Origin of the sequence: Arthrobacter sp. ZBG10 (genome assembly GCF_001238605.1) — a bacterium.
Classification (GTDB): domain Bacteria; phylum Actinomycetota; class Actinomycetes; order Actinomycetales; family Micrococcaceae; genus Arthrobacter.
In genome coordinates this window covers 1-23,453 of record NZ_LFQH01000067.1, presented here as the reverse complement: position 1 = coordinate 23,453, position 23,453 = coordinate 1, and the positions used below count along the sequence as shown (strand labels likewise).

Annotated in this window: 24 protein-coding genes and 1 riboswitch; of the genes, 5 read left to right on the top strand and 19 right to left on the bottom strand. The window is 66.6% G+C overall.

From position 1 onward, the window contains the following. Positions 1–25: 25 nt before the first annotated feature. A complete protein-coding gene (locus ACU18_RS15900) occupies positions 26–739 on the top strand; it encodes an SDR family oxidoreductase (RefSeq protein ID WP_050687116.1) in 714 nt (237 codons plus the stop codon). 47 nt (positions 740–786) lie between these two features. Here ACU18_RS15900 and dprA read toward each other — a convergent pair whose 3' ends face one another. From dprA to ACU18_RS15825, 15 genes are all read right to left on the bottom strand, one after another. Then, the gene (gene dprA / locus ACU18_RS15895; protein ID WP_050687114.1) at positions 787–1,989 is read right to left on the bottom strand and encodes a DNA-processing protein DprA; all 1,203 of its coding nucleotides are present in this window, start codon (positions 1,987–1,989) and stop codon (positions 787–789) included. Next, on the bottom strand, positions 1,986–3,530 hold the full coding sequence (locus tag ACU18_RS15890; protein ID WP_050687112.1) for a YifB family Mg chelatase-like AAA ATPase: 1,545 nt from the start codon (positions 3,528–3,530) through the stop codon (positions 1,986–1,988). Before ACU18_RS15890 ends, dprA begins: the two co-directional genes overlap by 4 nt. Beyond that, positions 3,531–3,887, bottom strand: a complete 357-nt coding sequence (locus tag ACU18_RS15885; protein WP_050687108.1) for a YraN family protein — start codon at positions 3,885–3,887, stop codon at positions 3,531–3,533. Positions 3,888–4,006: 119 nt separating this feature from the next. Then, on the bottom strand, positions 4,007–4,333 hold the full coding sequence (locus ACU18_RS15880) for a DUF2469 domain-containing protein (protein ID WP_050687107.1): 327 nt from the start codon (positions 4,331–4,333) through the stop codon (positions 4,007–4,009). Between the two features lie 51 nt (positions 4,334–4,384). Then, entirely contained in the window at positions 4,385–5,212 is an 828-nt protein-coding gene (locus ACU18_RS15875; protein ID WP_082178376.1) for a ribonuclease HII, read from the bottom strand. A gap of 2 nt (positions 5,213–5,214) precedes the next feature. Then, complete coding sequence (lepB, locus tag ACU18_RS15870; RefSeq protein ID WP_050687104.1) at positions 5,215–6,114, bottom strand: signal peptidase I; 900 nt, start codon at positions 6,112–6,114, stop codon at positions 5,215–5,217. Further along, positions 6,115–6,792, bottom strand: a complete 678-nt coding sequence (gene lepB, locus ACU18_RS15865) for a signal peptidase I (protein ID WP_050687102.1) — start codon at positions 6,790–6,792, stop codon at positions 6,115–6,117. An 86-nt stretch (positions 6,793–6,878) separates the two neighbouring features. Next, positions 6,879–7,238 carry a 50S ribosomal protein L19 gene (rplS, locus tag ACU18_RS15860; RefSeq protein WP_050687100.1) on the bottom strand — a complete coding sequence of 120 codons (360 nt, stop codon included), beginning with the start codon at positions 7,236–7,238 and terminating at the stop codon, positions 6,879–6,881. Between the two features lie 249 nt (positions 7,239–7,487). Then, positions 7,488–8,291, bottom strand: a complete 804-nt coding sequence (gene trmD / locus ACU18_RS15855; RefSeq protein ID WP_050687098.1) for a tRNA (guanosine(37)-N1)-methyltransferase TrmD — start codon at positions 8,289–8,291, stop codon at positions 7,488–7,490. Then, entirely contained in the window at positions 8,292–8,843 is a 552-nt protein-coding gene (gene rimM, locus ACU18_RS15850; protein ID WP_050687096.1) for a ribosome maturation factor RimM, read from the bottom strand. Between the two features lie 104 nt (positions 8,844–8,947). Then, on the bottom strand, positions 8,948–9,190 hold the full coding sequence (locus tag ACU18_RS15845; protein ID WP_050687093.1) for an RNA-binding protein: 243 nt from the start codon (positions 9,188–9,190) through the stop codon (positions 8,948–8,950). A 1-nt stretch (position 9,191) separates the two neighbouring features. Continuing rightward, positions 9,192–9,608, bottom strand: a complete 417-nt coding sequence (gene rpsP / locus ACU18_RS15840) for a 30S ribosomal protein S16 (RefSeq protein WP_050687150.1) — start codon at positions 9,606–9,608, stop codon at positions 9,192–9,194. Positions 9,609–9,812: 204 nt separating this feature from the next. Further along, the gene (locus tag ACU18_RS15835; protein WP_050687091.1) at positions 9,813–10,253 is read right to left on the bottom strand and encodes a hypothetical protein; all 441 of its coding nucleotides are present in this window, start codon (positions 10,251–10,253) and stop codon (positions 9,813–9,815) included. Positions 10,254–10,356: 103 nt separating this feature from the next. Beyond that, positions 10,357–11,232, bottom strand: coding sequence for a VOC family protein (locus ACU18_RS15830; protein WP_050687089.1), 876 nt, complete (start codon positions 11,230–11,232; stop codon positions 10,357–10,359). Positions 11,233–11,324: 92 nt separating this feature from the next. Then, positions 11,325–12,407 carry an amidohydrolase family protein gene (locus tag ACU18_RS15825; protein WP_050687088.1) on the bottom strand — a complete coding sequence of 361 codons (1,083 nt, stop codon included), beginning with the start codon at positions 12,405–12,407 and terminating at the stop codon, positions 11,325–11,327. A 151-nt stretch (positions 12,408–12,558) separates the two neighbouring features. Continuing rightward, positions 12,559–12,666: riboswitch (TPP riboswitch) on the top strand. On the opposite strand from ACU18_RS15825, the gene thiC reads away from it, so the two are divergent. After that, a complete protein-coding gene (gene thiC / locus ACU18_RS15820; RefSeq protein ID WP_050687086.1) occupies positions 12,661–14,478 on the top strand; it encodes a phosphomethylpyrimidine synthase ThiC in 1,818 nt (605 codons plus the stop codon). Its footprint overlaps the riboswitch before it by 6 nt. Positions 14,479–14,499: 21 nt before the next feature. On the opposite strand, the gene ACU18_RS15815 is transcribed toward thiC, so the two are convergent. Both ACU18_RS15815 and ffh read right to left on the bottom strand, forming a co-directional pair. Next, positions 14,500–15,234, bottom strand: coding sequence for an alpha/beta fold hydrolase (locus tag ACU18_RS15815; RefSeq protein ID WP_050687084.1), 735 nt, complete (start codon positions 15,232–15,234; stop codon positions 14,500–14,502). Between the two features lie 95 nt (positions 15,235–15,329). Then, positions 15,330–16,913 (bottom strand): signal recognition particle protein, encoded by a 1,584-nt coding sequence (ffh, locus tag ACU18_RS15810; RefSeq protein ID WP_050687082.1) that lies wholly within the window; start codon positions 16,911–16,913, stop codon positions 15,330–15,332. Between the two features lie 84 nt (positions 16,914–16,997). Here ffh and ACU18_RS15805 point away from each other — a divergent pair, with 84 nt between their 5' ends. Beyond that, a complete protein-coding gene (locus ACU18_RS15805; RefSeq protein ID WP_050687080.1) occupies positions 16,998–18,401 on the top strand; it encodes a glucose-6-phosphate dehydrogenase in 1,404 nt (467 codons plus the stop codon). A gap of 97 nt (positions 18,402–18,498) precedes the next feature. Here the strand turns inward: ACU18_RS15805 and ACU18_RS15800 are convergent, their stop codons facing one another. Further along, positions 18,499–18,837: a P-II family nitrogen regulator gene (locus tag ACU18_RS15800; RefSeq protein ID WP_050687078.1), complete on the bottom strand. Its 339-nt coding sequence runs from the start codon at positions 18,835–18,837 to the stop codon at positions 18,499–18,501. After that, complete coding sequence (locus tag ACU18_RS15795) at positions 18,834–20,168, bottom strand: ammonium transporter (protein ID WP_050687076.1); 1,335 nt, start codon at positions 20,166–20,168, stop codon at positions 18,834–18,836. The genes ACU18_RS15800 and ACU18_RS15795 overlap by 4 nt, the downstream gene beginning before the upstream one ends. A 226-nt stretch (positions 20,169–20,394) precedes the next feature. Here ACU18_RS15795 and ACU18_RS15790 point away from each other — a divergent pair, with 226 nt between their 5' ends. Together ACU18_RS15790 and ACU18_RS15785 are read left to right on the top strand one after the other, a co-directional pair. Continuing rightward, a complete protein-coding gene (locus tag ACU18_RS15790; RefSeq protein WP_050687075.1) occupies positions 20,395–21,648 on the top strand; it encodes an MFS transporter in 1,254 nt (417 codons plus the stop codon). 65 nt (positions 21,649–21,713) lie between these two features. Further along, on the top strand, positions 21,714–23,411 hold the full coding sequence (locus ACU18_RS15785; protein WP_157370966.1) for a hypothetical protein: 1,698 nt from the start codon (positions 21,714–21,716) through the stop codon (positions 23,409–23,411). Positions 23,412–23,453: the final 42 nt, after the last annotated feature.

The window sequence follows — 23,453 nt, the reverse complement described above, 5'->3', positions numbered from 1 at the left end:
TCTTCACCAGAAAAGAGCACCAACAATGACTTCACTCAACGGAGCAATCGTCCTCGTCACCGGCGCCAACGGCGGCCTCGGCACGCACTTCGTAAACCAGGCTTTGGCGCGCGGCGCCGCAAAAGTGTATGCCAGTGCCCGTACGCCCCGGTCATGGGATGACCCCAGGGTTGTCCCGCTGACTCTTGACGTCACAGATTCCGAATCCATCGCGGCTGCAGCCGCCGCTGCGCAGGACGTGACCGTGCTGATCAACAACGCCGGTGCTGCCGTGTCCACCCCGGGCATCCTGATGCACACTGACGAGGAAATCCGCCGCAACGTGGAGACCAACTTCCTGGGTCCGCTCTTTCTGGCGCGGGCCTTCGCACCAGCCCTCAGGGCCAACTACAACGCAGCCATCATCGACATCCACTCCGCTTTGAGCTGGTACGCCGTCGCGGGCATCTACAGTGCCACCAAAGCTGCGCTGTGGTCAGCCACAAATTCACTCCGACTTGAACTCGCTCCTGCCGGGGTCCAGGTGGTTGGTGTCCATGTCGGCTACGTGGACACGGCCATGGCGGCCCACACCGACGATGCCAAGGCCGACCCCGCTGAGGTTGTCCACTCCGTCCTGGACGGCCTCGAGGCAGGCGCCCATGAGGTCCTGGCAGACCAGACCTCCGTGCAGCTCAAAGCGGGGCTCAGCGCTCCGATCGACGTTGTATACCCGCAGCTGCAGGAAACAACGCCCTAAGGCCCCGGGGCGCCAGCTGTCCTGCACCGGACCTCCGGCGCCCCCTGTCAGGCTTCTGCCTTGCCCCGTTTCCACCCGCCACGCTCCGAAACGGCCAGTCCCAACAAACCCAGCCGTCCAAGGCCTGCCCGGACGGACTCCTGCCCCAGGCCGGCCACCACACCAAGCTTCTCAATGGATGTGGTGGACCGCAGCGGCAGGGCATCGAGCAGAATCAGGTCCTCAAGGGTCAGTCCGTCCTGCACCTGGACGGCGCCCTGGCGGAAGTCCTCCGCCAAGCCGTCACCGCTGGCGGAAGCCAGCTCCGCGACTTCAGCCGCGTCGGTGACACACACGGCACCACCATCCCGCAGCAGCCGGTGGCAGCCGGCGGAATTGGCGCTGTGCACCGAGCCCGGCACGGCACCCACCGACCGGCCCAGCGTTTCCGCGTGGTGGGCTGTGTTCAACGCGCCGGAGCGCCAGCGTGCCTCCACCACCACGGTTACGGCGGCAAGGGCCGCGATGAGCCGGTTCCTTTGGAGGAACCGGTAGCGCGTGGGCGCAGAGCCAGGCGGGACCTCGGCAAGCACCGCCCCCTGGTTGCACACTGCCCGCAGGAGATCCTCATTTCCGGACGGATAGAACCTGTCCACGCCACCGGCCATAACGGCGATGGTGGGCAGCGGCCCGGCACCGCCGGCCAGCGCTGCCCGGTGGGCATGGGCATCAATGCCGTACGCTCCGCCGGACACCACCGTGTAGCCGCGCTGCGCCAGGGAATAGGCCAGGTCCCCCGTCACCGCGGCGCCGTAGCTGGTGCTGTCCCGCGAACCCACCATGGCAATGCACCGCGCCGCCGCCGGGAGGGGTTGCTCAGAGCCCCGCCACCACAGGCAGAGCGGCTCCTGGAGTCCCAGATCGGCCAATTGGACCGGCCACAGCGGGTCCGAGGGGATAATCATCCGCCCGCCCAGCCGTGCCATGGTGGCAAGATCCCGTTCCGGCGCCAGTTCCGGACTGCGCGGCAGCCAGCGCTTCAGGGCGGCACCCAAACCGGACCAGCCCGGGGCCGAACCGCCCGCGGCAAGCAGTCCGGTCATTTCCCGCTCGAGTTCGGGACCTGCAGCGACCTGCCCAGTGGCGATCCGCAGCCCGTCCACGGCACCGGCCACCTGCACCAACGCCAGCCCGGCCGAGTCCTGTGGCTCCATCAGCCGGGACAACGCTGCCCTGGCGATCCGCTCATCGCTGAACCTGCCGCCGTTCATGCCGCCACCGCCGATGCCTGGCGCAGGCTCAGCGCCTGGCCGATGTCGTTATCGTCCGGGGTGTCACGCAGGCCCAGGTCCGCGAGCGTCCACGCCAGGCGAAGCACCCGGTCGTAGCCGCGTGCCGTGAGGATTCCGCGTTCGAGGGAGCGGTCCAGGATCCTGGTTGACGCCGGTGCCAGCTTCAGCTCGCCACGCAGGATCCGCCCGGGAACCTGCGAATTGGTGTCCAATCCGAACCTGCCCAGCCGCCCCGTCTGCCGGGCCCGGGCGGAACCTACGCGCTGTGCGATGGCTGCGGTGTTTTCCTCCGCCCCGGCCTGGCCGAACTCGGCGAGCGACACGCGCTCCACCTGCAGCTGGATGTCCACCCGGTCCAGCAGCGGCCCGGAGAGCCGGGAAAGGTACCGCCGCCGGGCCATTGGGGTGCACGTGCACTCGAGGCCCTTGCCGGAGGCTTTGCCGCAGGGACAGGGATTGGCGGCCAGGACCAGCTGGAACCGCGCCGGGTAGGCGGCAGTCCCCGCCGACCGGTGGATCACCAGTTCGCCGCTCTCCAACGGTTGGCGAAGGGCATCCAGCACCCGGCTTTCGTATTCCGGTGCCTCGTCCAGGAACAACACACCACGGTGGGCCCGGGACGCAGCACCGGGCCGCGGCAGGCCGGAGCCGCCACCGATGATGGCGGCCGCAGTGGCCGAATGATGGGGATTCTCAAACGGCGGCCGCCGCAGCAGCTGAACCGCCGCCGAGGGCAACCCGCACAGCGAGTGGATGGCCGTCACCTCCATGGCTTCCTGATCCGCGAGGTCCGGCAGCAGCCCGGGAAGCCGTTCTGCAAGCATGGTTTTCCCCGCGCCGGGAGGTCCCGTCAGAAGCAGGTGGTGGGCACCCGCGGCCGCTACCTCCAGGGCACGCCTGGCTTCCGCCTGGCCGGACACATCCGCCATGTCAGGACCCGGGCCAGGGTCAGCGCCTGCCGCCCCTGCTTCTTCCCGGTCCTCGGGTTCAAAGTCCAGTGCAAGGTCCTGCGGATCGGCACCGCAGTCCAGCGCCAGCCGGGCGAGCGTGCGGTACCCCCGGACTTTGGCGCCGGGAACCAGGGCGGCTTCAGCGAAGTTGGCCTGGGCCACAACGATGTCCGGAAAACCGGCCTGCACGGACGCCATAACGGCCGGCAGGATGCCCCGGACCGGCCGGAGCCGGCCGTCCAGCCCCAACTCGGCGATGAACACCGTCCGGCCGGTGGGCCGGATGTCGTTGGCAGCCCGCAGTACGGCGATGGTGACAGCAAGGTCGAAGCCGGATCCGCGTTTAGGCAGTGACGCCGGAATCAGGTTCGCGGTAATTTTCCTGCGGCTCAAGGGGATGCCGGAGTTTTTGGCTGCGGACCGGATCCTCTCCTTGGCTTCGTTCAACGAGGCGTCGGGCAGGCCCAAGATAACAAATGCGGGCAGCGTCTGGCCTATGTCGGCCTCCACCTCCACCAGGTAACCGTTCAGTCCCACCAGGGCGATGGAGTACGTGCGGCCCAAAGCCACTCACCCCACCCCCTTGAGGTGTTCGAGCACAGGTTCGCCGCCGCCGTCGTCCACCACGGCGATCACGTCCACCCGGCGCAGCGGCATCCGCAGTTCCCGCGCCCGGCACCAGGCCGAGCCCAGCCGGTGGAGCCGGGAAAGTTTCTCCTGCCCTACCGCCTCAAACGGGTGCCCGTAATCAAGGGAACGCCGCGTCTTCACCTCGGCGATGACCAACGCGTCCCCGTCCAGGGCCACAATGTCGATTTCGCCCTCGGAACAGCGCCAGTTGCGCTCCACAACAAGCATGCCCAGCGACTCGAGATACCCCGCCGCGAGGTCCTCGCCGTGCCGGCCCAAAAGGTCCTTGGATTTCATGACCACCTCCGCAACCAGCCTGCAGCCGGGCCACGATGGCCGGAACCACAGGGATCAGGTATGTGGACAAAGGGGGCCGGGACAGCAGCTGTGGAGGAAAAGAGAGGGGCAAGGCCCTGCTAGTTCCCCAGGTCAACATCCTTGGGCAGCGCCAGTTCCTCGTTGCGGGGAAGTTCCTCGACATTGACGTCCTTGAAGGTGAGGACCCTGACGCTTTTCACAAAGCGCGCCGACCTGTACACGTCCCAGACCCAGGCGTCCTGCAGCGTCAGGTCGAAGTAGACTTCCCCGTCTGCGCTCCGCGCCTGCAGGTCCACGTGGTTGGCAAGGTAAAAACGCCGTTCGGTCTCGACAACGTAGCTGAACAGGCTGACAACATCGCGGTATTCACGGTAGAGCTGCAGCTCCATGTCAGTCTCATAGTTTTCAAGATCCTCAGCACTCATGCATCCATCTTGCACCATGACCGGCGCCGTCAGCGCCGTGGCACTGCCGCGTCAGTAATCCCCTCCAAGGCCGTCCGCGGCTTCTCCGGCCGGTAACTGCCCCGCGTCCTGTAGTTCACCGCCCAGAAGCCGCCAGCTGACGCGGTGGTGCGGCGACGGCCCGGCGGCCCTGATCGCGTCGCGGTGCAGGGACGTGGCGTAGCCTTTGTTGACGTCCCAGCCGTAGTCCGGATAGCCGGCGTGGAGGGTGCGCATGGCCTGGTCCCGCTCAACTTTGGCGATGACGCTGGCTGCCGCGACACTGAGGCACTGCATATCGGCTTTGATCCGGGTGCGGACCGGCGCTTCACAGGCTGCCGCCAGGACGGGGCCATCGAAGAGGGACTCCTGGGCGGGGGCCGAGAGCCAGTTGTGGTTCCCGTCGAGCAGCACCAGGTCCGGAACGATGCCACCGGCCAGCACGCTGTTCCAGGCCCGGGTGCCTGCCAGCCGCAGGGCCGCGATGATCCCCACAGCGTCGATCTCTGCAGCCGTGGCGTGGCCCACCGCGCAGGCCACGCTCCAGCGGCGGACCAGGGGCTCCAGCCGCTCCCTCTCACTGACGCTGAGCAGTTTGCTGTCCCGGACACCGGCCAGTGGCTTTTGCTTCGCCAGGTCGACAACGGCGATGCCAACGCTCACAGGTCCGGCCAGTGCGCCGCGGCCAACTTCGTCCACGCCGGCCAGGTAGCGTACGCCCTCAGCCTTGAAGGTGCGCTCAAAGCGCAACGTGGGCGCTTTTGACCGGACCGGCGTTTTGGCGGCCTTGGCGGTTTTCCGGACGGCCCTGACAGGCGCAGCGGCTGCCTGGGTTTCCGCTGCGTCCACGGGGGTGGACATGCTCAGCCTGCCGCCGGGACGCCCCGGAACACGTCCGGGTAGTTATCCAGCGCGGTGATGCGGTTCAGCGGCCAGGCGATGACAGCGGCCTTGCCTTCGAGGTCGTCGAGGTCGATGAACCCGCCGTCGGCGTCCGTGTGGGCACGGGAATCCGCCGAGTGGTTGCGGTTGTCGCCCATGACCCAGATCTTCCCTTCGGGGACCACAACGTCGAAATTGCGTACCTGCGGGATCTCGGCCGGGTTGATGTAGGTCTCGTTGATGGCCGCGCCGTTGATGGTGAGCTTCCCGTCCGCGTCGCAGCACGTGACGTGGTCGCCGGGAAGGCCGATGACCCGCTTCACCAGGTGCTGCTCGGAGTTGTCCGGGAGGAGCCCCACAAAGGCCAGCCCGTCCTGGATCCAGGTGAACGGACCCTGCGCCTTGTCGGGTGCGGCCGGCAGCCAGCCCTTGGTGTCACGGAACACCACAACGTCTCCCCTGTTCAGGCCGAACGGCTCAGGGACCAGGAGATTGACGAAGATGCGGTCATCGACTTCCAGGGTTTCCACCATGGAAGGGGAAGGGATGAAGAAGGCCCGGAAGAGGAAGGTCTTGATCAGGAAGGACAGGACCACGGCAATGACCACAACGGTGGCCACTTCCTTCAGCCAGGCGAAAACCGGACTGCCGGTGGGCTGGGCCTTCGCGGAGCGGCGGCCCTGGGGAACGGCCGGCGTACCGGCTTCCGAAGCGCCGGAATCCGAATGACCGGAATCCGCGGCACCTGCATCAGCGCCGGTTTCCGCAGCGCGGGGACCCGTTTCGCCGTCAGCCGCCGCGGGGTTGGTTGCTTCGCCGGACGGGAGGTCCGATGCGCCGTCCGGACGCGGCTCTGAAGGCCGCGCGTTGTTCTCGGGCATCTACTGTCCGTTCTCTGTTGATGTTCCGGCCAAAGGCGGCCGGGCTACTGCTGCAAATCTATCAAGCGGCCAGATGATCTGGACCGGCCGGCCGATGATCCGGTCCACCGGAACCATGCCGCCGCCGGGGGCGCCCAGCAGGCTGCGTGAATCCGCCGACAGGGACCGGTGGTCGCCCATCAGCCAGAGCCGGCCCTCCGGGACCACGGAATTGAACTTCTGGGTGCTCGGGGCGTCGCCGGAAAAGATGTACGGCTCCGCCAGCGGCTTCCCGTTGACGGTGACCTGTCCGGCCGCGTCGCAGCACACCACGTGGTCGCCCGGCACTCCGATCACGCGCTTGACGTAGGTGGTGTCGCTGCCGGTCAGGCCCAGCCACTGCGTCACCGCGGAGGCCGCGTCGCCAAGCGGACCCTTTCCGCTGTTGAGCGGGGCGAACGTACCCCGGCCGTCAAAAACCACAATGTCGCCGCGCTGAATGGGTTCGTCCCGGAAGCCGGTCCGGGACACCAGGATCCTGTCCCCGCCCTGGAGCAGGGGTTCCATGGATTCCGATGGAATGTAGTAGACGTCCAGCCACAACGAGCGCACCAGGCCGCTGGCAACCACGGCCAGTGCCAGCGCCAGGAACGCAAAACGCCAGCCCTTTTTGCGGGGCTGGCGTTTTGTGTGGTCCATAATCCGTATCCTGGGCGCTGGTGCTGGAGGGCTCCGGCGCTGGCCGGATACGGCTTGCGGCCCGGCCTTGCAGGTCCGGAAGGGACCTACTTGGCGGAGCTGAAGTCGCGCTTTTCCTTGATCTTTGCAGCCTTGCCGCGCAGTGCGCGCATGTAGTACAGCTTGGCGCGGCGGACGTCACCCTTGGTGACAACCTCAATCTTGTCGATGATCGGGGAGTGCACCGGGAAGGTACGCTCCACGCCCACGCCGAAGGAGACCTTGCGGACCGTGAAGGTCTCGCGGACGCCGTCACCCTGGCGGCCCAGGACGAAGCCCTGGAATACCTGGACACGGGAGTTCTTGCCTTCGATGATGTTCACGTGCACCTTGAGGTTGTCGCCTGCGCGGAACGCGGGAACATCGGTGCGCAGCGAAGCTGCATCTACGGAATCGAGAATATGCATGATTGCACTCCTGGTGAACGCCACAGGTCATTCACTTTGGGTCACGGCCGCCAGGCCCGGGCGCTGACGCGCACCGGAAATCACGGCCGAAAGGTAAGTGTCCTGCCCCCGTCACTGATTGAAGGGGCCGGTTGTCTTGGCTGTTGGTAACGCTCCCCCTGTAGCAGGCGCGGACCCAGCAGACACAAGGACTAATTTTGCCACAGCGCGGCGCTTACAGCCAATCAACCCGGCCAGGACGCGGAAGGTTCAGTCCCGCTGCGCGTCCGGGCGGCGCACCAGGGCGCCGTCCACAACCTCGTAGCCCAGGTTGTACAGCTCGTTCCGGTCCGCCCGCGGCAGGTTGACGGCAACGAATGAGTCCATCAGGTCCGGGCGGCGGGCGGCCGTCCGGCGGTACTGCTCGTGGCGCCGCCACTGCGCAATTTTGCCGTGGTTGCCGCTCAGCAGGACCGCAGGGACCTCACGGTCGCGCCACACGGACGGCTTGGTGTAGACGGGGTACTCCAACAGCCCGTCTGAGTGGGACTCCTCCACGAGCGATTCCGGATTTCCCACCACCCCGGGAAGCAGCCGGCCAATGGCCTCCACCATGGCCAGGACCGCTACCTCGCCGCCGTTGAGGACGTAGTCACCCAGGCTGACGGGCCGGACAGTGAAGTGCTCATGGGCCCATTCAATGACCCGCTCGTCGATGCCCTCATAGCGCCCGCACGCAAAAGCGAGGTGCTTTTCCTCGGCCAGTTCATAAGCCAGCGCCTGCGTGAACCGCTCGCCGGCAGGCGAGGGGACGATCAGGACCGGCTTCCCACCGTCCTGGGGGTGCATTCCCGCGACCGCGGCCAGCGCCTCGGCCCACGGCTCAGGCTTCATCACCATTCCGGCGCCGCCGCCGTAGGGCGTGTCGTCCACGGAACGGTGCTTGTCGGTGGTGAAGGTCCGGAGGTCGTGGACCACCAGGTCCAGCAGCCCGTCCTGGCGCGCCTTGCCGATCAGCGACAGTTCAAGGGGCGCCAGGTAGTCGGGAAAGATGCTGACGACGTCGACGCGCATCTAGGCGGTGCCTTCCGGGCCTTCGGGGGCGCCGGCGTCGTCCGTGTTGACTTCGAAAAGTCCGTCCGGCGGGGTGATGACGATGTAGCCGCCGGCGACGTTGACCTCGGGCACGATCTGCTCCACAAAAGGAACGAGGATTTCGGTTCCGTCGGGGGTGGTGACCATCAGGAGGTCCTGGACCGGCATGGTGTTCAGCGCGGCGATTTTTCCGACCACGCGACCGGCAACCCGGGCCTCGAGCCCGACGAGTTCGTGCTCGTACCAGCCCTCGTCGTCGTCATCGTCGTCGAGTTCCTCCGTTTCGATGAACAGTTTGGCGCCCCGCAGGGTTTCCGCCTGGTTCCGGTCGGCCACCTCGTCGAAGGCCAGCAGGAGGATGTCCTTGTTCCAGCGTGCGCTGATAACCGTCAGCGGGCCGGCGGAGGCCGGTTCAACCACGAACTCGGTGCCGGGGGCAAAGCGGTCGCCGGGAACATCCGTCAGGACCTGGACCGTGACTTCCCCGCGGATGCCGTGGGGTTTGCCGATACGCGCCACCTGGAGCTGCATGTGTTCCTCTGTTCGGGATTGAAATACTGGATGTGGGGTCAAAGCACTCCGGCCCCTCCACCAGGGGTGGAGGGGCCGGAGGTAAAGCTGAAATTGCGTGGCGTTCAGCGGCGGCGGTCGGTATCGACGACGTCGACCCGTACCGGCTCGCCACCGGCCAAGGCAGCCACAACGGTGCGCAGGGCGCGTGCCGTGCGGCCTTGACGGCCGATCACCCGGCCGAGGTCTTCCTGATGAACCCGCACCTCGAGGGTGTCCCCGCGGCGGTTGTTCTTGGAGCTGACCTTGACGTCGTCCGGGGAATCAACGATTCCGCGGACCAGGTGTTCGAGCGCGTCTGCCAGCAATCTACTCAGCCTCGGTGGTCTCTGCTTCGGCCGGCGCCTCGGCTGCGTCAGACTTGGCTGCCTTCTTGGTGATGGCTTCCGGGATGATCACGGACTTCTTCTCCGGGGCAACAAAGGCTTCCTTGGGAGCTTTCGTCTTCAGGGTGCCTTCCTGGCCCGGCAGGCCCTTGTACTTCTGCCAGTCACCGGTGATCTTCAGGATGGCGGCAACCTGCTCGGACGGCTGGGCGCCGACGGAGAGCCAGTACTGTGCACGTTCGGAGTCAACCTCGATGTATGAGGGCTCTTCGGTGGGGTGGTACTTGCCGATTTCTTCGATGGCGCGGCCATCACGCTTGGTGCGTGAATCGGCGACGACGATGCGGTAGTACGGTGCGCGCATTTTGCCAAAGCGCTTAAGGCGAATCTTTACGGCCACTTTTGTGGTCACTCCTGTTTCAGAAAAGGGGCGAAGCAATCGTTCTGCACCCGTGGGGCGGGCCATACTTGAAGGTTCAAAGGACAGGATCCGGACGCGGAGAGAGGGGCCACGCGGATCGAGTACCTGTCCATTGTGCCAGATCAGCGTCCGGATTTCGACTTGACACCCCGACCTCAGGCCGGGGGAACCGCGGCGGAAGGCTCAGGCGGACCAGACGTAAAGGCCGGTGCGCTCGGAGTCGTCCACAGAGCCGGCGAGTTCGGCGACCTGCTGCACGTATTCCTTGGCCTTCGCGGCGTCGAACGGCATGTCGTCCTGGGCGGCCCACTGCCCGGAAACGTCGTCGAGGACCTCGCCGTCACCCTCGGTTTCGTAGGTGAGCAGGTCTGCCAGCGCCCGGACCATGGCGGGCGGGACCGCCAGCAGCGAGTCGCTGGAAACGTCCACCATAGTCAGTTCGTAGTCGGCACCGCCGGCGTGGACGGCTGTGCCGGCGAGGTCACCGAGCTGTTCCACTTCGAAGTCGCTGATTCCCGTGATCCGCACCGCCTTCGCGGCCGGTGCGCTGCTGCCTGCATCCAGGACGCCGGCATGTTTCAGCGCTGCGTCATGGGTGGCCACGAAGATCTCGGTGAAGCCCATGGAAATGTCCCTCGTTTTCGTTGACGGTGCGGCCTCCCGGCGCGGCGGTACCGCAGCCCCGGCCCTTCGGTTTCAGCCTAGTGCACGGCCACCGCCACGGGCTTCAGGCTGCGGCGACGCGAATGCTGTTCTTCCACGGATCCTCGAAGCGCAGTTCGGCGCCGGTGTGGTGGGCGGCGATGCCGGCCGCCTTGAGGCGGTCGGCGAGGGATCCGACGTCGTCCCCGGCCGGTACCTGGATCAGTACCTCACCGAGGCCCAGGGTGTCCTTGCGGGGTCCTGCGCCGCGGCTGTTCCAGACGTTCATGGCCATGTGGTGGTGGTAGCGGCCGGCGGAGACAAAGAGCGCCTGGCCGTGCCAGCCGGCGGTCTTTTCGAAGCCGAGGACACCGACGTAGAAGTCATGGGCGGACTGCACATCGCCCACCTGGAGGTGGACGTGGCCCACTCCGGCGCCGGTGGCCTGCTGGCCTGCCACGGATTCCTCGGTGAGGTGCGTATCCAGGTAGCGCTGCGGGGGAAGGGCCAGGCTGTCCATCACCACATCGGTGCCGTTCCAGGACCAGTTGCTCCGCGGCCGGTCCCAGTACAGCTCAATGCCGTTGCCCTCGGGGTCATTGAAGTAGAAGGCCTCACTGACCAGGTGGTCGGCGCTGCCGGTGAAGTACCGGGGCTCAAACCGGGCGGCGGAGGCAACCGTCGCGGCCAGCGCCGACTGGTCCTCGAAGAGCAGGGCGGTGTGGAAGAGTCCCGCCTCTCCCCGGCCGGGCAGGTTCAGGCCGGGGGCTGGGGCAAGGTGAACCAGCGGCTTCTGCAGCCGGCCCAGGTACAGTCCACCGTCCTGCTCGGCCACCACCTCCAGGCCGAGCGCGCGCTGGTAGTAATCGGTCATGACCTTCATGTCGCCTACCTTGAGCATCACGGTGCCCATGGTGAGGTCGGCGGGAAGAAGGTCACTGCTGCTGGCTGCTGCGGTCATTGGGTGCTCCTGGTGCTGGGCCCTCGGTGCGGGGGCCTTCACTCATAAAATTACTTGAAGCTTCAATTTATTCCAAGCGAGGTGCGAGGGCTTCAGCGAATCAACTCCCCGCCAAGCACCACGTGCGAAAGCCGGGTGATGTCCAGAGGGTTGAGGCGCGGGTCCCCTGCGCACAGGACGACGTCGGCCCGCTCCCCTTCGCGGATGCCTTCCGCTTCCAGCCAGTCCCGGGCCGCCCAGCAGGCCGCATCGAGTGCTGCGGCCATGGGCAGGCCGGCTCCATGCAGGGCAAGGATCTCGTCCGTGATCCGGCCGTGCCGGATAACGCTGCCGGCGTCGGTGCCCGCGAAAATCCGCACCCCGGACTCGAAGGCTTCCAGCACCCGCTCCGCCCGCCGCTCCCACAGTGAGCGCATATGTGCGGCGTAGCGCGGGAACTTCGCTTCCGCCCTGGCCGCGATGTCAGGAAAGGTGGCGATGTTGATGAGGGTGGGCACGATGGGTACCCCCTGTTCAGCGAAACGCGGCAGGTGCCGTGGCTGCAGCCCGGTGGCGTGTTCGATGCAGTCGATGCCGCCGTCCAGCATCTGGTCCAGGGTGTCCGCTGCAAAACAGTGGGCGGTAACGCGGGCGCCTTCGTCGTGCGCCGCCGCGATGGCGTCACGGACGACGGCGGCAGGAAAGGAGGGTGCGAGGTCACCGGCATCCCGGTCAATCCAGTCGCCCACAAGCTTGACCCAGCCGTCGCCGTCGCGCGCCTGCTTCCGCACCGCCTGGACCAGGTCAGCCGGCTCCACTTCCTCGGCGAATCCCCGCAGGTACCGCCGCGTGCGGGCCACGTGCCTGCCGGCCCGGATAAGCACCGGGAACTCCCGTCCTGACTGCAGCCAGCGGGTATCCAGCGGTGCGCCCGCATCCCTGACCAGGAGGGTGCCGGCGTCCCGGTCCGTGCGGGCCTGCTGCTCTGCTTCTTCCCGGCCCACGGCGCCACCCGGCCCCAGGCCCAGATGGCAGTGCGCGTCCACAAAACCGGGAAGGACCCACCCGTCGAGGGTTTTCCCGGGTGCCTGCCGCGGCCGGTTGAACGTCAGCACGCCATCGACCGACCACATGCCGTGCCGCACGGTATCCGGTCCGGTGAGGACCGGGCCGCTGAACTCCAGTACCTGGGTCACTGTCGCGCACCTTGAAAAGCGGACGGCCGCCGGGGGCCCGGAAACGGTTTTTGTGGCGGCCCGTCCTGGGCCTTATGTGGGCTAGTGGTCACGCATGCAGGCTAGCACCGCAGTGTGACACAACCCCCGGTCGGGGCTTGTGGTAGCTTCTTGGTGACCACACGGGTGCCCCTGCAGGGGCTGAGATCGGGCTGACGCAGCCTGCGACCGTCGAACCTGTCCGGGTAATGCCGGCGAAGGAAGTGAGTATTCCTTGAATACATCCAAAACACCGTTCAACCCTGCCCAAAATCTGCCTGCTACCGGGGACGGCACGGGGGCGGAGACCCGTTCGTTGGCCTCGCACTCGCTGGCCTACCTCGAAGACCAGGCCGCCGGGATCAGGGTTCCGGTGACGGAAATTGCGCTGGAGCCCTCCCCCGGAGGTACCGCAAACTCCCCGTTCCGGACCTACCGGACTGCGGGCCCTGGAAGTGATCCGGTCCTGGGCCTGGCGCCGTTCCGGACGGAGTGGATCGCGGCACGCGGGGACACAGAGGAGTACGGCGGCAGGGAACGGAACCTGCTCGACGACGGCCGGTCCGCGGTGCGCCGCGGAGCGGCTTCCGCGGAGTGGAAGGGTGCGCATCCGGTGCCCCGCCGCGCCGTCGGCGGGCGGAACGTCACGCAGATGCATTATGCCCGGAACGGCATCGTCACCCGGGAAATGCGGTTTGTGGCCCTGCGCGAAAATTGCGACGTTGAACTGGTGCGCAGCGAACTCGCCGCCGGCCGCGCCATCCTCCCGAACAACATCAACCACCCCGAGTCCGAGCCGATGATCATCGGCAAGGCGTTCCTGGTGAAAATCAATGCCAATATCGGCAATTCCGCGGTGACCAGCTCGATCGCCGATGAGGTGGACAAACTCCAGTGGGCCACCCAGTGGGGCGCCGACACCGTGATGGACCTGTCCACCGGCGATGACATCCACACCACGAGGGAGTGGATCATCAGGAACTCCCCGGTCCCGATCGGGACCGTGCCCATCTACCAGGCGTTGGAGAAGGTCAACGGCGAAGCCAACGCCCTGACCTGGGAGATCTTCCGGGACACGGTGATTGAGCAATGCGAGCAGGGCGTGGACTACATGACGGTGCATGCCGGCGTCCTGCTCCGCTACGTGCCGCTCACCGCCAACCGCGTCACCGGCATCGTGTCCCGCGGTGGTTCCATCATGGCCGGCTGGTGCCTTGCGCACCACCAGGAGAACTTCCTCTACACGCACTTTGACGAGCTGTGCGAAATATTCGCGCGGTACGACGTCGCGTTTTCCCTCGGTGACGGCCTCCGGCCGGGTGCCACTGCCGACGCCAACGACGCCGCCCAGTTCGCCGAACTGGACACGCTGGCCGAGCTCACCCAGCGGGCCTGGGAATACGACGTGCAGGTGATGGTTGAAGGCCCGGGCCACGTGCCCTTCCACCTGGTGCGGGAGAACGTGGAACGCCAGCAGGAGCTGTGCAAGGGCGCCCCCTTCTACACCCTGGGACCGCTGGTCACGGATGTCGCTCCGGGTTATGACCACATCACTTCAGCGATCGGCGCCACGGAGATCGCCCGGTACGGCACGGCCATGCTCTGCTACGTCACACCGAAGGAGCATCTGGGCCTGCCCAACCGGGATGACGTCAAAACGGGCGTGATCACTTACAAGATCGCCGCACACGCCGCTGACCTGGCGAAAGGCCACCCGGGAGCGCATGAACGCGACGATGCCCTGTCCAAGGCACGGTTCGAGTTCCGGTGGCGGGACCAGTTCGCCCTGTCACTGGACCCCGTCACGGCGGAGGCCTTCCACGACGAGACCCTGCCCGCGGAACCGGCCAAAACAGCGCATTTCTGCTCCATGTGCGGGCCCAAGTTCTGCTCCATGCGGATCAGCCAGGACATCCGGGACGAATACGGCTCCGCGGAAGCGCAGGCCGCGCTGGCGGAGATGGCCACCGGCATGCGGGAAAAAAGCAACGAGTTCCTGGCTTCCGGCGGAAAGGTTTACCTGCCGGAGCCGGTGATGCCGGCAGGAAGCTAGGCAGCTTCTGCCGGCGGCCGGTCAGGATGCTTTGGCCTGCACTCCACGGCTGACGTCGCTGATGAATCCCCGGATGGCGTGGTCGCCGTCCGGGGAGTCCTGGGGCCGGTGCCCGCCCGCAGCAATGCGGTGCAGGGCGCCGGTTTCCCGGAGGTAGCCGGCGATTTCCTCATACAATGGTTCCCAGCCTCCGGTCAGCACCAGGGTGGGCACACCCGGAACAATGTGCAGCGGCGCTTCCCACGCGGGTACCTGCAGCCGTAGCCGCCGGGCGGACCGCTTCTCCTCCAGCGAGGTGGGCTCCTGGAGGTCCGTGGCGTACACGCGGCGGACAAACCCACGCTGGAAGTCTTCGTCGCTGAGCTGGTGCCGGGCATCAAAAAGCGGCTGCATCAGCCTGATGTGGGCGGCGGTGGCAGGCAGGCCCGCTGTCAGCGACAGGCAGGCCGGCTCCACCAGCGTGAGGGAGTGGACCAGGTCCGGCCGTTCGACGGCGGCCATCATGGCCGCCACTGCCCCTTGTGAATGCGCCACAACGTGCCCGCCGGCGGTTCCCCGGCCGTCGTCGGCCAGTGCCTCAAGGATCACCGCTGTGTCCGCCCCGAAGGAGGACTCCACTGGTTCAGCGACGGGATCGTAGCCGTGCCGGCGCAGGAACAAGGCGTCGTACGTGAGCGCCATGCCGTGTTGCCGGGGCCAGGCGGCCGCGCCGAAGCTTCCCTCGCCGTGCACGAACACCACCCGTTGCTTGACCATGTCCCAACCCTATTCGACGGTACCGACATCCCAACCGGGTAGCGCCAAGTGTCGTCCTGAGTGTTCAGAACGGCACTTGGCGCTACTTGGTTGGGCTACTTCCCGAGGAACTTGTCGAAGCCCTTGGGCAGGTTGAGCTGCGAGGGATCGAAGTCCCCCTGCTGCTGGCCGAAGGCAGCCCCGGTGGGCAGCGCCTTGGGGCCTGCTGCGCGCCGGGCTGCCGCGTCCTTGAGCTCCTGGGCCGCCTTGGCCGGGTTGCCGGACTTGGCTTTCTTCTTGGGCGCGTTCTTGGCGTTCTTGCGGGCACCGCCACCGGCGCCGGGCATGCCAGGCATCCCGGGCATTCCCGGCATGCCGCCCTGGGCCATTTTTTTCATCATCTTCTGCGCCTGGGCGAAACGCTCCAGCAGGCCGTTGACCTCGGAAACGTGGACACCGGAACCGCGGGCGATGCGGGCCCGGCGGGAGCCGTTGATGATCTTGGGGGCCACGCGCTCGTGCGGCGTCATGGACCGGACGATTGCTTCAACGCGGTCGATCTCGCGCTCGTCGAACTGCTCGAGCTGCTGGCGGATGTTTTGCGCACCCGGCATCATCATGAGCATTTTCTTCATGGAGCCCATGTTGCGGATCTGCTGCATCTGGGCGAGGAAGTCGTCCAGGGTGAAGTCTTCCTGGTCGGCGAATTTCTTCGCCATCCGGGCTGCTTCGTCCTTGTCCCAGTTTTTTTCGGCCTGCTCGATGAGCGTGAGCACATCACCCATGTCCAGGATGCGCGAAGCCATCCGGTCGGGGTGGAACAGTTCGAAGTCGTCGAGGCCTTCGCCGGTGGACGCAAACATCACGGGCTTGCCGGTGACCGACGCGACGGACAGGGCGGCACCGCCGCGGGCGTCGCCGTCGAGCTTGGACAGCACAATGCCGGTGAAGTTGACGCCTTCATCAAAGGCGAGCGCCGTGTTCACGGCATCCTGGCCGATCATGGAGTCAATGACAAAGAGGACTTCATTGGGGACGATGGCCCGGCGGATCTGGCGCGCCTGCTCCATCATGTCCGTATCCACGCCCAAGCGGCCGGCGGTGTCCACAATCACCACGTCGTGCAGCTTCTGGCGGGCTTCCTCGACACCGGCCCGGGCAACCTCAACAGGATCGCCTGCCGGGTGGTCGAGCTCGGTGTAGGTGGCACCCGGGTGCGGTGCGAACACCGGCACGTTGGCCCGCTTGCCCACCACCTGGAGCTGGGTGACGGCGTTGGGCCGCTGCAGGTCACAGGCCACCAGGATGGGGCTGTGGCCCTGGGCCTTCAGCCACTTGGAGAGCTTGCCGGCCAGGGTGGTCTTACCGGCGCCCTGCAGGCCGGCCAGCATGATGACGGTTGGGCCGTTTTTGGCCAGGCGGATCCGGCGGGTTTCGCCGCCGAGGATCTCCACCAATTCCTCGTTCACGATCTTGACGATCTGCTGGCTGGGGTTCAGCGCGGCTGCGACCTCGGCGCCCAGGGCGCGTTCGCGTACCCGGCCGGTGAATTCACGGACCACGGATACAGCGACGTCGGCATCCAGGAGGGCGCGGCGGATCTCGCGGACTGTGGCATCAACATCAGCCTCAGTCAGGCGGCCCTTGCCACGAAGATTCTTGAAGGTTGCTGTCAACCGGTCAGAGAGTGAATTGAACACGCGCCGTGAACTTCTTTCAGTGGATGATCGGGACTCGACTATCTAGGGTACCAAGTCGGGCCCGCATGATGGCATGCTGGCAAAATGACGAGCCAAACAACTGTACGGACCCTGCTCATCCTTGGCGCCTCCGGCGACCTGACCGGGCGGCTCCTGCTGCCGGGCCTGGCCAGCCTGGTGGTGCGCGGCCGCGCCGATGGCCTGACCCTGGTGGGTGCAGGCTCCGATCCGTGGACAGCCGCGCAGTGGCAGGAGCGGCTGCAGGCGTCGTTCGCCGCTGAAGGTGCAGAGGCCGGCGCCGACGGCGCGGCGGCCCTGAAGTCCCTGGCCGCCGCCAGCAGCTACCACCAGCTGGATGTCACGGCGGAAGACGGGCTGGCCTCGCTGCTGCGGACACTCGATGGCCCGGTCGCGGTGTACTTCGCCCTGCCGCCGAAGATCAGCCAGCTGGCGTGCGGGGTCCTCCGGCCGGAGGAGGTTCCCGCCGGCACCCGGCTGGTGATGGAAAAGCCCTTCGGGGCCGGTGCCGAGTCTGCCCGGGAGCTGAACCGGACCCTGGCCCGGCTGGTGCCGGAGGACCACATCCACCGGGTGGACCATTTCCTGGGCAAAGCCACGGTGCTGAACATCCTGGGCCTGCGGTTCGCCAACAATTTCCTGGAGCCGGTATGGAACCGGGAGCACATCGAGAAGGTGGAGATCATCTTCGACGAGGACCTGGCCCTGGAAGGCCGCGCCCGCTATTACGACGGCGCCGGAGCGCTGCGGGACATGATCCAGAGCCACCTCCTGCAGATCATGGCGCTGATGGCCATCGAGCCGCCTGCCAGCATCCACGAGCGGGACCTCCGCGACGCCATCGCCGGGGTGCTGCGCGCCAGCAGCGTCAACGGACCATTCAACCGGTCCACCCGCCGGGCGCGGTACACCGCCGGCACGGTTGGCGGGAAGGACGTCCCGGACTATGCCGCCGAAGAAGGCGTGGATGCCTCCCGCGGGACCGAAACCCTTGCCGAAGTCCAGGTCGGCATCGATAACTGGCGCTGGAAGGGTGTGCCCTTCATCCTGCGGTCAGGGAAGGCGCTGGGCGCCAAACGCAAGGAGGCGGTGGTGACGTTCCGGCCCGTCCCGCACCTGCCCAAGGGCTTCAGCGGTGTTGACTCCCCCAACCAACTCCGGATCGGGTTCGGGCCGGACACGCTGCAGTTCGACGTCGACGTGGATGGGCCAGGGGACCTCTTCACGTTGACGCGGACCACCTTGGAGGCCGAACTGAGCGGCGCCGACCTGCTCCCCTACGGCGAAGTCCTGGAAGGTGTGCTTACCGGGGATCCGCTGCTGTCCGTCCGCGGCGACACCGCGGAGGACTGCTGGCGCATTGTTGAACCGGTGCTGCAGGCGTGGCAGGACGGCGAGGTGCCGCTGGATGAGTACGACGCCGGATCGGAAGGCCCCGCGTCCTGGTCCGGAGCCGCCGGGGCCAGGTAGGCCGCTGCCGGGCCCGGGGGCCGTTCACCCCGGCAACGCAGGAAGGGCAGGGAACCTGACCGGTTCCCTGCCCTTCCTTATTGCTTCGCTGCCAGTGCTAGATCGCGGCCACGCCGCGCTCCCCGGTGCGGACCCGGACTGCCTCAAAGACGTCCATGGTCCAGACCTTGCCGTCTCCGGCCCGGCCGGTGTTGGAACTGGCGATGATCACGTCGAGGATGTCATCCGCCTGCTCATCGGTGGCCAGCACCTCCACCCGGATCTTGGGCAGGAGATCCACGTTGTACTCAGCGCCGCGGTAAACCTCCGTGTAGCCACGCTGCCGGCCGTAACCGCTGGCTGCGCTGACCGTCAGGCCCTGGACCCCGTAGGATTCCAGTCCCTCCCGGATTGCTTCGAGCTTTTCCGGCCTGACGATTGCAGTGATCAGTTTCATGCCCCCACGCTTTCCTTGCCTGTTGCTGCTTCATTCCTGCCAGCCGCTTCGGGCTGGGACTTGCCGGTGATCATGTCGTGGAGCGGGGAGAAGCTGCCGCCGTGTCCGCCAACACCGAACTCGTAGGCGGTCTCGGCGTGCAGGCTGAGGTCCACACCCACCGATTCCTGTTCCTGCGAGACCCGGAAGCCCATGGTCTTGTGGATTGCCAGGGCGATGATGGTGGTCATCACCGCTGAGTAGGCGATGGCGATGCCGGCTGCTGCGAGCTGGGCCCACATCTGGGTCATGCCGCCGCCGTAGAAGAGGCCGCCGCCCACGCCTTCTTCGGGGAGGGCGATGAAGCCCAGTGCCACGGTGCCGATGATGCCGGAGACGAGGTGCACACCGACGACGTCGAGCGAGTCATCGAAGCCCCACCTGAACTTCAGGCCGACCGCCAGGGCGGAGGCCACACCGGCCACCACGCCGAGGCCGAGGGCGGCCACGGGGCTGACGTTGGCGCAGGCCGGGGTGATGGCCACGAGGCCTGCGACGACGCCTGATGCGGCACCGAGGGACGTAGGGTGGCCGTCGCGGATGCGTTCGGTGACGAGCCAGCCGAGCATTGCCGCTGCGGGTGCTGCCAGCGTGTTGATCCAGATGAGGCCGCCCTGCTCTGCGGTGGTGGCCGCGCCGCCGTTGAAGCCGAACCAGCCGAACCACAGGATGGCCGCGCCGAGCATCACAAACGGGATGTTGTGCGGGCGGTGGTTGGGGTCCTTGCCGAACCCCTTGCGGTTGCCCACGATGAAGACGAGGATCAGTGCCGCGACGCCGGCGTTGATGTGCACCACGGTGCCGCCGGCGAAGTCGATGGCTTCCCCGAGCGCCGCACCAACGGCACCCTCCGTGCTGAAGAGGCCACCGCCCCACACCATGTAGGCCAGGGGGCAGTACACCAGCGTGACCCAGACGGGGACGAACACGGTCCAGGCGCCGAACTTGGCGCGGTCGGCGATCGCACCGCTGATGAGCGCGACGGTGATGATGGCGAAGGTGGCGCCGAAGCCAACGGCGATGAGGCCGTCAGGGGTGTCAATGCCTTCCAATCCGAACTTGGCGAAGGGGTTGCCCACCATCTGGAGGAAGCCATCGCCGGAGGACATGGAGTAGCCCCAGAGAATCCAGACAACGCCCACCATGCCGATGGAGATGAAGCTCATCATCATCATGTTCAGTGCTGCTTTGGCGCGTGTCATGCCGCCGTAGAAGAATGCCAAGCCCGGTGTCATCAGCAGCACTAGCGCTGCAGACACCATGACCCATACGTGACCTGCGGTAAGTTCCATGGTGCACGTCCTCTCTCACTCGAATCTTGCGGAGTTCTCCGCCTGCCAACGCCGTTTGCGTCCTGTAACGAGTGTGTCGGCGCCGTGTTTCGCTCGCGGAGGATTTAGATTGCGGGCCTGTTACAACAACCTCTAGGAAGTAAATGGTGCATATCCGCCTTGTTACGGTTATGTTTCTGCACTTTCGCCGGATCCCGGCGTCCCACCCGGCAAGGAATCACGCATCATGACCGCAACACCGCGCACCGGCGGCGCCACTGCACGGATTTTGGCCCGGCTCCGGCCGCCACGCGAGCGCCTGCCGCGGGACATCAAGGTGATGCTTGCCGCCGCGTTCCTGATTGCCCTCGGATTCGGGCTTGTTGCGCCGGTATTGCCGCAGTTCGCCACAACCTTCGACGTGGGGGCAACAGCGGCGGCCGTCATTGTGAGCATCTTCGCGTTTATGCGCCTGGTGTTTGCGCCTGCCGGCGGGGTGCTGATCGCCCGGCTGGGTGAGCGTCCCGTGTACGTGGGCGGGCTGCTCATCGTGGCGGCCTCCACCGCGGCCTGCGCCTTCGCCCAGGACTACTGGCAGTTGCTGGTGTTCCGTGGCTTGGGCGGCGTGGGGTCGGTGATGTTTACGGTAGCCTCCATGGCCCTGGTGATCCGGTTGGCGCCGCCCGAGAGCCGGGGACGCGTCTCCGGGGCCTACGCCTCGGCGTTCCTCATTGGCAACGTGGCAGGACCCATCGTGGGCGGGCTGCTGGCCGGCTTCGGGTTGCGGGTCCCGTTCCTTGCCTACGCCGCCGCTTTGGTGCTGGCCGCCGTTGTGGTCCAGACCCAGCTCAGCCATCAACGGAGGTCAGCGGACGACGGCGGCCCCGCCATCCCTGCAATGCTCTTCTCCGAGGGCCTCCGGATCCCCGCCTACCGATCGGCGCTGCTGTCCAGTTTCGCCAACGGCTGGGCTACCTTCGGCGTCCGCATGGCAACAGTTCCCTTGTTTGCAGTGGCCGCGCTGGGGGCCGGGCCGGAATCGGCGGGTCTGGCGCTGGCCGTCTTCGCTGCCGGAAACGCCGCTGCGCTGACGTTTTCCGGCCGGCTGGCAGACTCCCTGGGGCGCAGGCCCATGATGGTCGCCGGCTTGCTGGTGGCCGGGCTTTCGACCGCTGGAATCGGGCTCACGTCCGGGTTGGGCTGGTTCCTGGCGGCGTCGGCGGTGGCGGGGATCGGCTCCGGCCTGCTGGGACCGGCCCAACAGGCAGCGCTGGCGGACGTGATCGGCAACGGCCGCTCCGGCGGCAGGGTCCTGGCCGCCTACCAGATGACGGCGGACATCGGCGCGATCGCCGGTCCTGTCCTGGCAGGCATCCTGGCGGACAAACTGGGGTACGGATGGGCGTTCGGCATCACCGGCGGCATCCTGCTCCTGGCCGCGGCGGCCTGGACCGCCACCCCGGAAACCCTCGTCCGGCGTCCAGCCGGGCCTGCCCAATAGCAGCAGGGGAAGCGTCATTCGCTAGGCTATGCGATAACACACCCAAACGTTGGAGTAACCTGCGCATGCCTTCTTCTGATCCCTTGCCACCCGAACATCCGCCCGGCCCGGCCCGCCGGGACACCAGGCCCGGCTCCCGGAAATGGTGGCCGCTGGCCCTGGTCGCCGCCGTTGTGGTGATCGCCCTGATCATCTTCGTCCTGCCGCTCCTCCAGAATGGCGGCGGTACCCCCGCAGCCACCTCGCAGCCCACCAGCGAACCGACGGCCACAGCCACAGCCACAGCGACGAAGTCGTTGCCGCCCGCGCCGCCTGTCACGTATTACAACCAGGCCGGTCCGCCGGCCGGTTCGCCGCTGACCGCCGTTGACGCCATGACCCTGAAGGTCTCTGCCGACAAAACCGGAACGTCCATGCCGGAGGGCATCGTGGGCCTTTCGCTGGAAGCCACCGACCTGGCGGACACTAATTTGCGCGGCGACAACGCCGAAATGGTGGCGCTCCTTTCCGGCCTCAAAAAACCCCATCTCCGCTTTGGCGGCAGTTCCGTGGACAGGCGGATGTACTGGACGTCCACGGGCGAGCCCATCCCGGGGAACCTGACCGGTGACAAGCCCCGCCCGGTCCGGGCTGTTACTCCGGCGGATTTCGAACGCGTCAACACGCTCCTCGAGGCGACCGATGCAACCATCAGCCTGACTGTGGACCTGGGCCACTTCGACCCACCCCGGGCAGCGGACATGATGAAGTACGCCGCAGATATCTTCAAAGCCCGGCTGGTCAGCGTCACCGTAGGGAACGAACCGAACGGTTTCCCCACCAGCGGCGTGCGGCCGTCAGGATGGGACCGCGACGACTATTTGGCTGAGCTGAAGGAATACGCCGACGCCATTTTTGCCGTGGCACCCCAGGTTCCGTTGCTGGGACCGGGCGCTTACGCCGAGTCCTGGTGGGAACCGTTCGTAAAAACGACCACGCAGCAGAAGAAGATCCTGTCGCTGCATCACTACCCGCTGACCAGTTGTGATGCGAAGGACCCGCAAAGTGCGCCGACCATGGCGAACCTCATGACGCGCCAGATGCATGACCGCACGCTCGCCTACCAGAAGGCGGCGCTGGAGATTGCCGGTCCGGCAGGCCTGCCGGTGTGGATCCCGGAAACCGGAATCTCGGCCTGCGATGGCGCCAACCCCACCAGCCGGACGCATGCGTCCGCGCTCTGGAGCGTTGACTACATCCTCGCGTCCGCCCAGAACGGCATCCAGCGGCTCGGCTTCCACAGCTCCCTTTTGACCTGCAAGGGCGGGCCCCCCTTGTCGCCGCTCTGCTCCGGCGGCGCCTACCTGAAGCCGGATGGCACCGTGTTTGAGCGGTCCCCGTTCTTCGGCATGTCCGTCGCGGCGGACCTGACTGGCGGTGAGTTCCTGAAGCTGGAAACCACCGGCGGCGGCCTGGCCTACGGGTACGCCCTGCAGAACGCTGACGGCAGCACCAGCGTGGTCATCGTCAACGAGAATGATCCGACGCAGGCTGCGCAGACCAGCGTGAAGCTGGAACTGCCGGGCAAGGCGCTCACCGGAACCATGACCCAGATGACCGGACCGTCCTACTCCGCCGAAGGCGAAACCAAGATTGACGGCGCGCTTGAGGCTTCGGTGCCTGTGGCCTCGCGGCCCACCGTGCCCGGCTTTGCCTACGGCGAGAAAACCCAGACGTTCCAGCTGACGGCCGGCACCGCCACGGTGCTGAACTTCACCTACTGAGATCGAGCCGGCCCTCCCGGGGGCACCACAACAAAGCCCTGC

Bases quoted from the DNA above. Each gene is read 5' to 3' on its own strand.
- ACU18_RS15900 (WP_050687116.1), top strand. From the start codon at position 26: ATGACTTCACTCAACGGAGCAATCGTCCTCGTCACCGGCGCCAACGGC.
- dprA (WP_050687114.1), bottom strand. From the start codon at position 1,989: ATGAACGGCGGCAGGTTCAGCGATGAGCGGATCGCCAGGGCAGCGTTG.
- ACU18_RS15885 (WP_050687108.1), bottom strand. From the start codon at position 3,887: ATGAAATCCAAGGACCTTTTGGGCCGGCACGGCGAGGACCTCGCGGCG.
- ACU18_RS15880 (WP_050687107.1), bottom strand. From the start codon at position 4,333: ATGAGTGCTGAGGATCTTGAAAACTATGAGACTGACATGGAGCTGCAG.
- ACU18_RS15875 (WP_082178376.1), bottom strand. From the start codon at position 5,212: ATGTCCACCCCCGTGGACGCAGCGGAAACCCAGGCAGCCGCTGCGCCT.
- lepB (WP_050687104.1), bottom strand. From the start codon at position 6,114: ATGCCCGAGAACAACGCGCGGCCTTCAGAGCCGCGTCCGGACGGCGCA.
- lepB (WP_050687102.1), bottom strand. From the start codon at position 6,792: ATGGACCACACAAAACGCCAGCCCCGCAAAAAGGGCTGGCGTTTTGCG.
- rplS (WP_050687100.1), bottom strand. From the start codon at position 7,238: ATGCATATTCTCGATTCCGTAGATGCAGCTTCGCTGCGCACCGATGTT.
- trmD (WP_050687098.1), bottom strand. From the start codon at position 8,291: ATGCGCGTCGACGTCGTCAGCATCTTTCCCGACTACCTGGCGCCCCTT.
- rimM (WP_050687096.1), bottom strand. From the start codon at position 8,843: ATGCAGCTCCAGGTGGCGCGTATCGGCAAACCCCACGGCATCCGCGGG.
- ACU18_RS15835 (WP_050687091.1), bottom strand. From the start codon at position 10,253: ATGGGCTTCACCGAGATCTTCGTGGCCACCCATGACGCAGCGCTGAAA.
- ACU18_RS15830 (WP_050687089.1), bottom strand. From the start codon at position 11,232: ATGACCGCAGCAGCCAGCAGCAGTGACCTTCTTCCCGCCGACCTCACC.
- ACU18_RS15815 (WP_050687084.1), bottom strand. From the start codon at position 15,234: ATGGTCAAGCAACGGGTGGTGTTCGTGCACGGCGAGGGAAGCTTCGGC.
- ACU18_RS15805 (WP_050687080.1), top strand. From the start codon at position 16,998: ATGACGAGCCAAACAACTGTACGGACCCTGCTCATCCTTGGCGCCTCC.
- ACU18_RS15800 (WP_050687078.1), bottom strand. From the start codon at position 18,837: ATGAAACTGATCACTGCAATCGTCAGGCCGGAAAAGCTCGAAGCAATC.
- ACU18_RS15795 (WP_050687076.1), bottom strand. From the start codon at position 20,168: ATGGAACTTACCGCAGGTCACGTATGGGTCATGGTGTCTGCAGCGCTA.
- ACU18_RS15790 (WP_050687075.1), top strand. From the start codon at position 20,395: ATGACCGCAACACCGCGCACCGGCGGCGCCACTGCACGGATTTTGGCC.
- ACU18_RS15785 (WP_157370966.1), top strand. From the start codon at position 21,714: ATGCCTTCTTCTGATCCCTTGCCACCCGAACATCCGCCCGGCCCGGCC.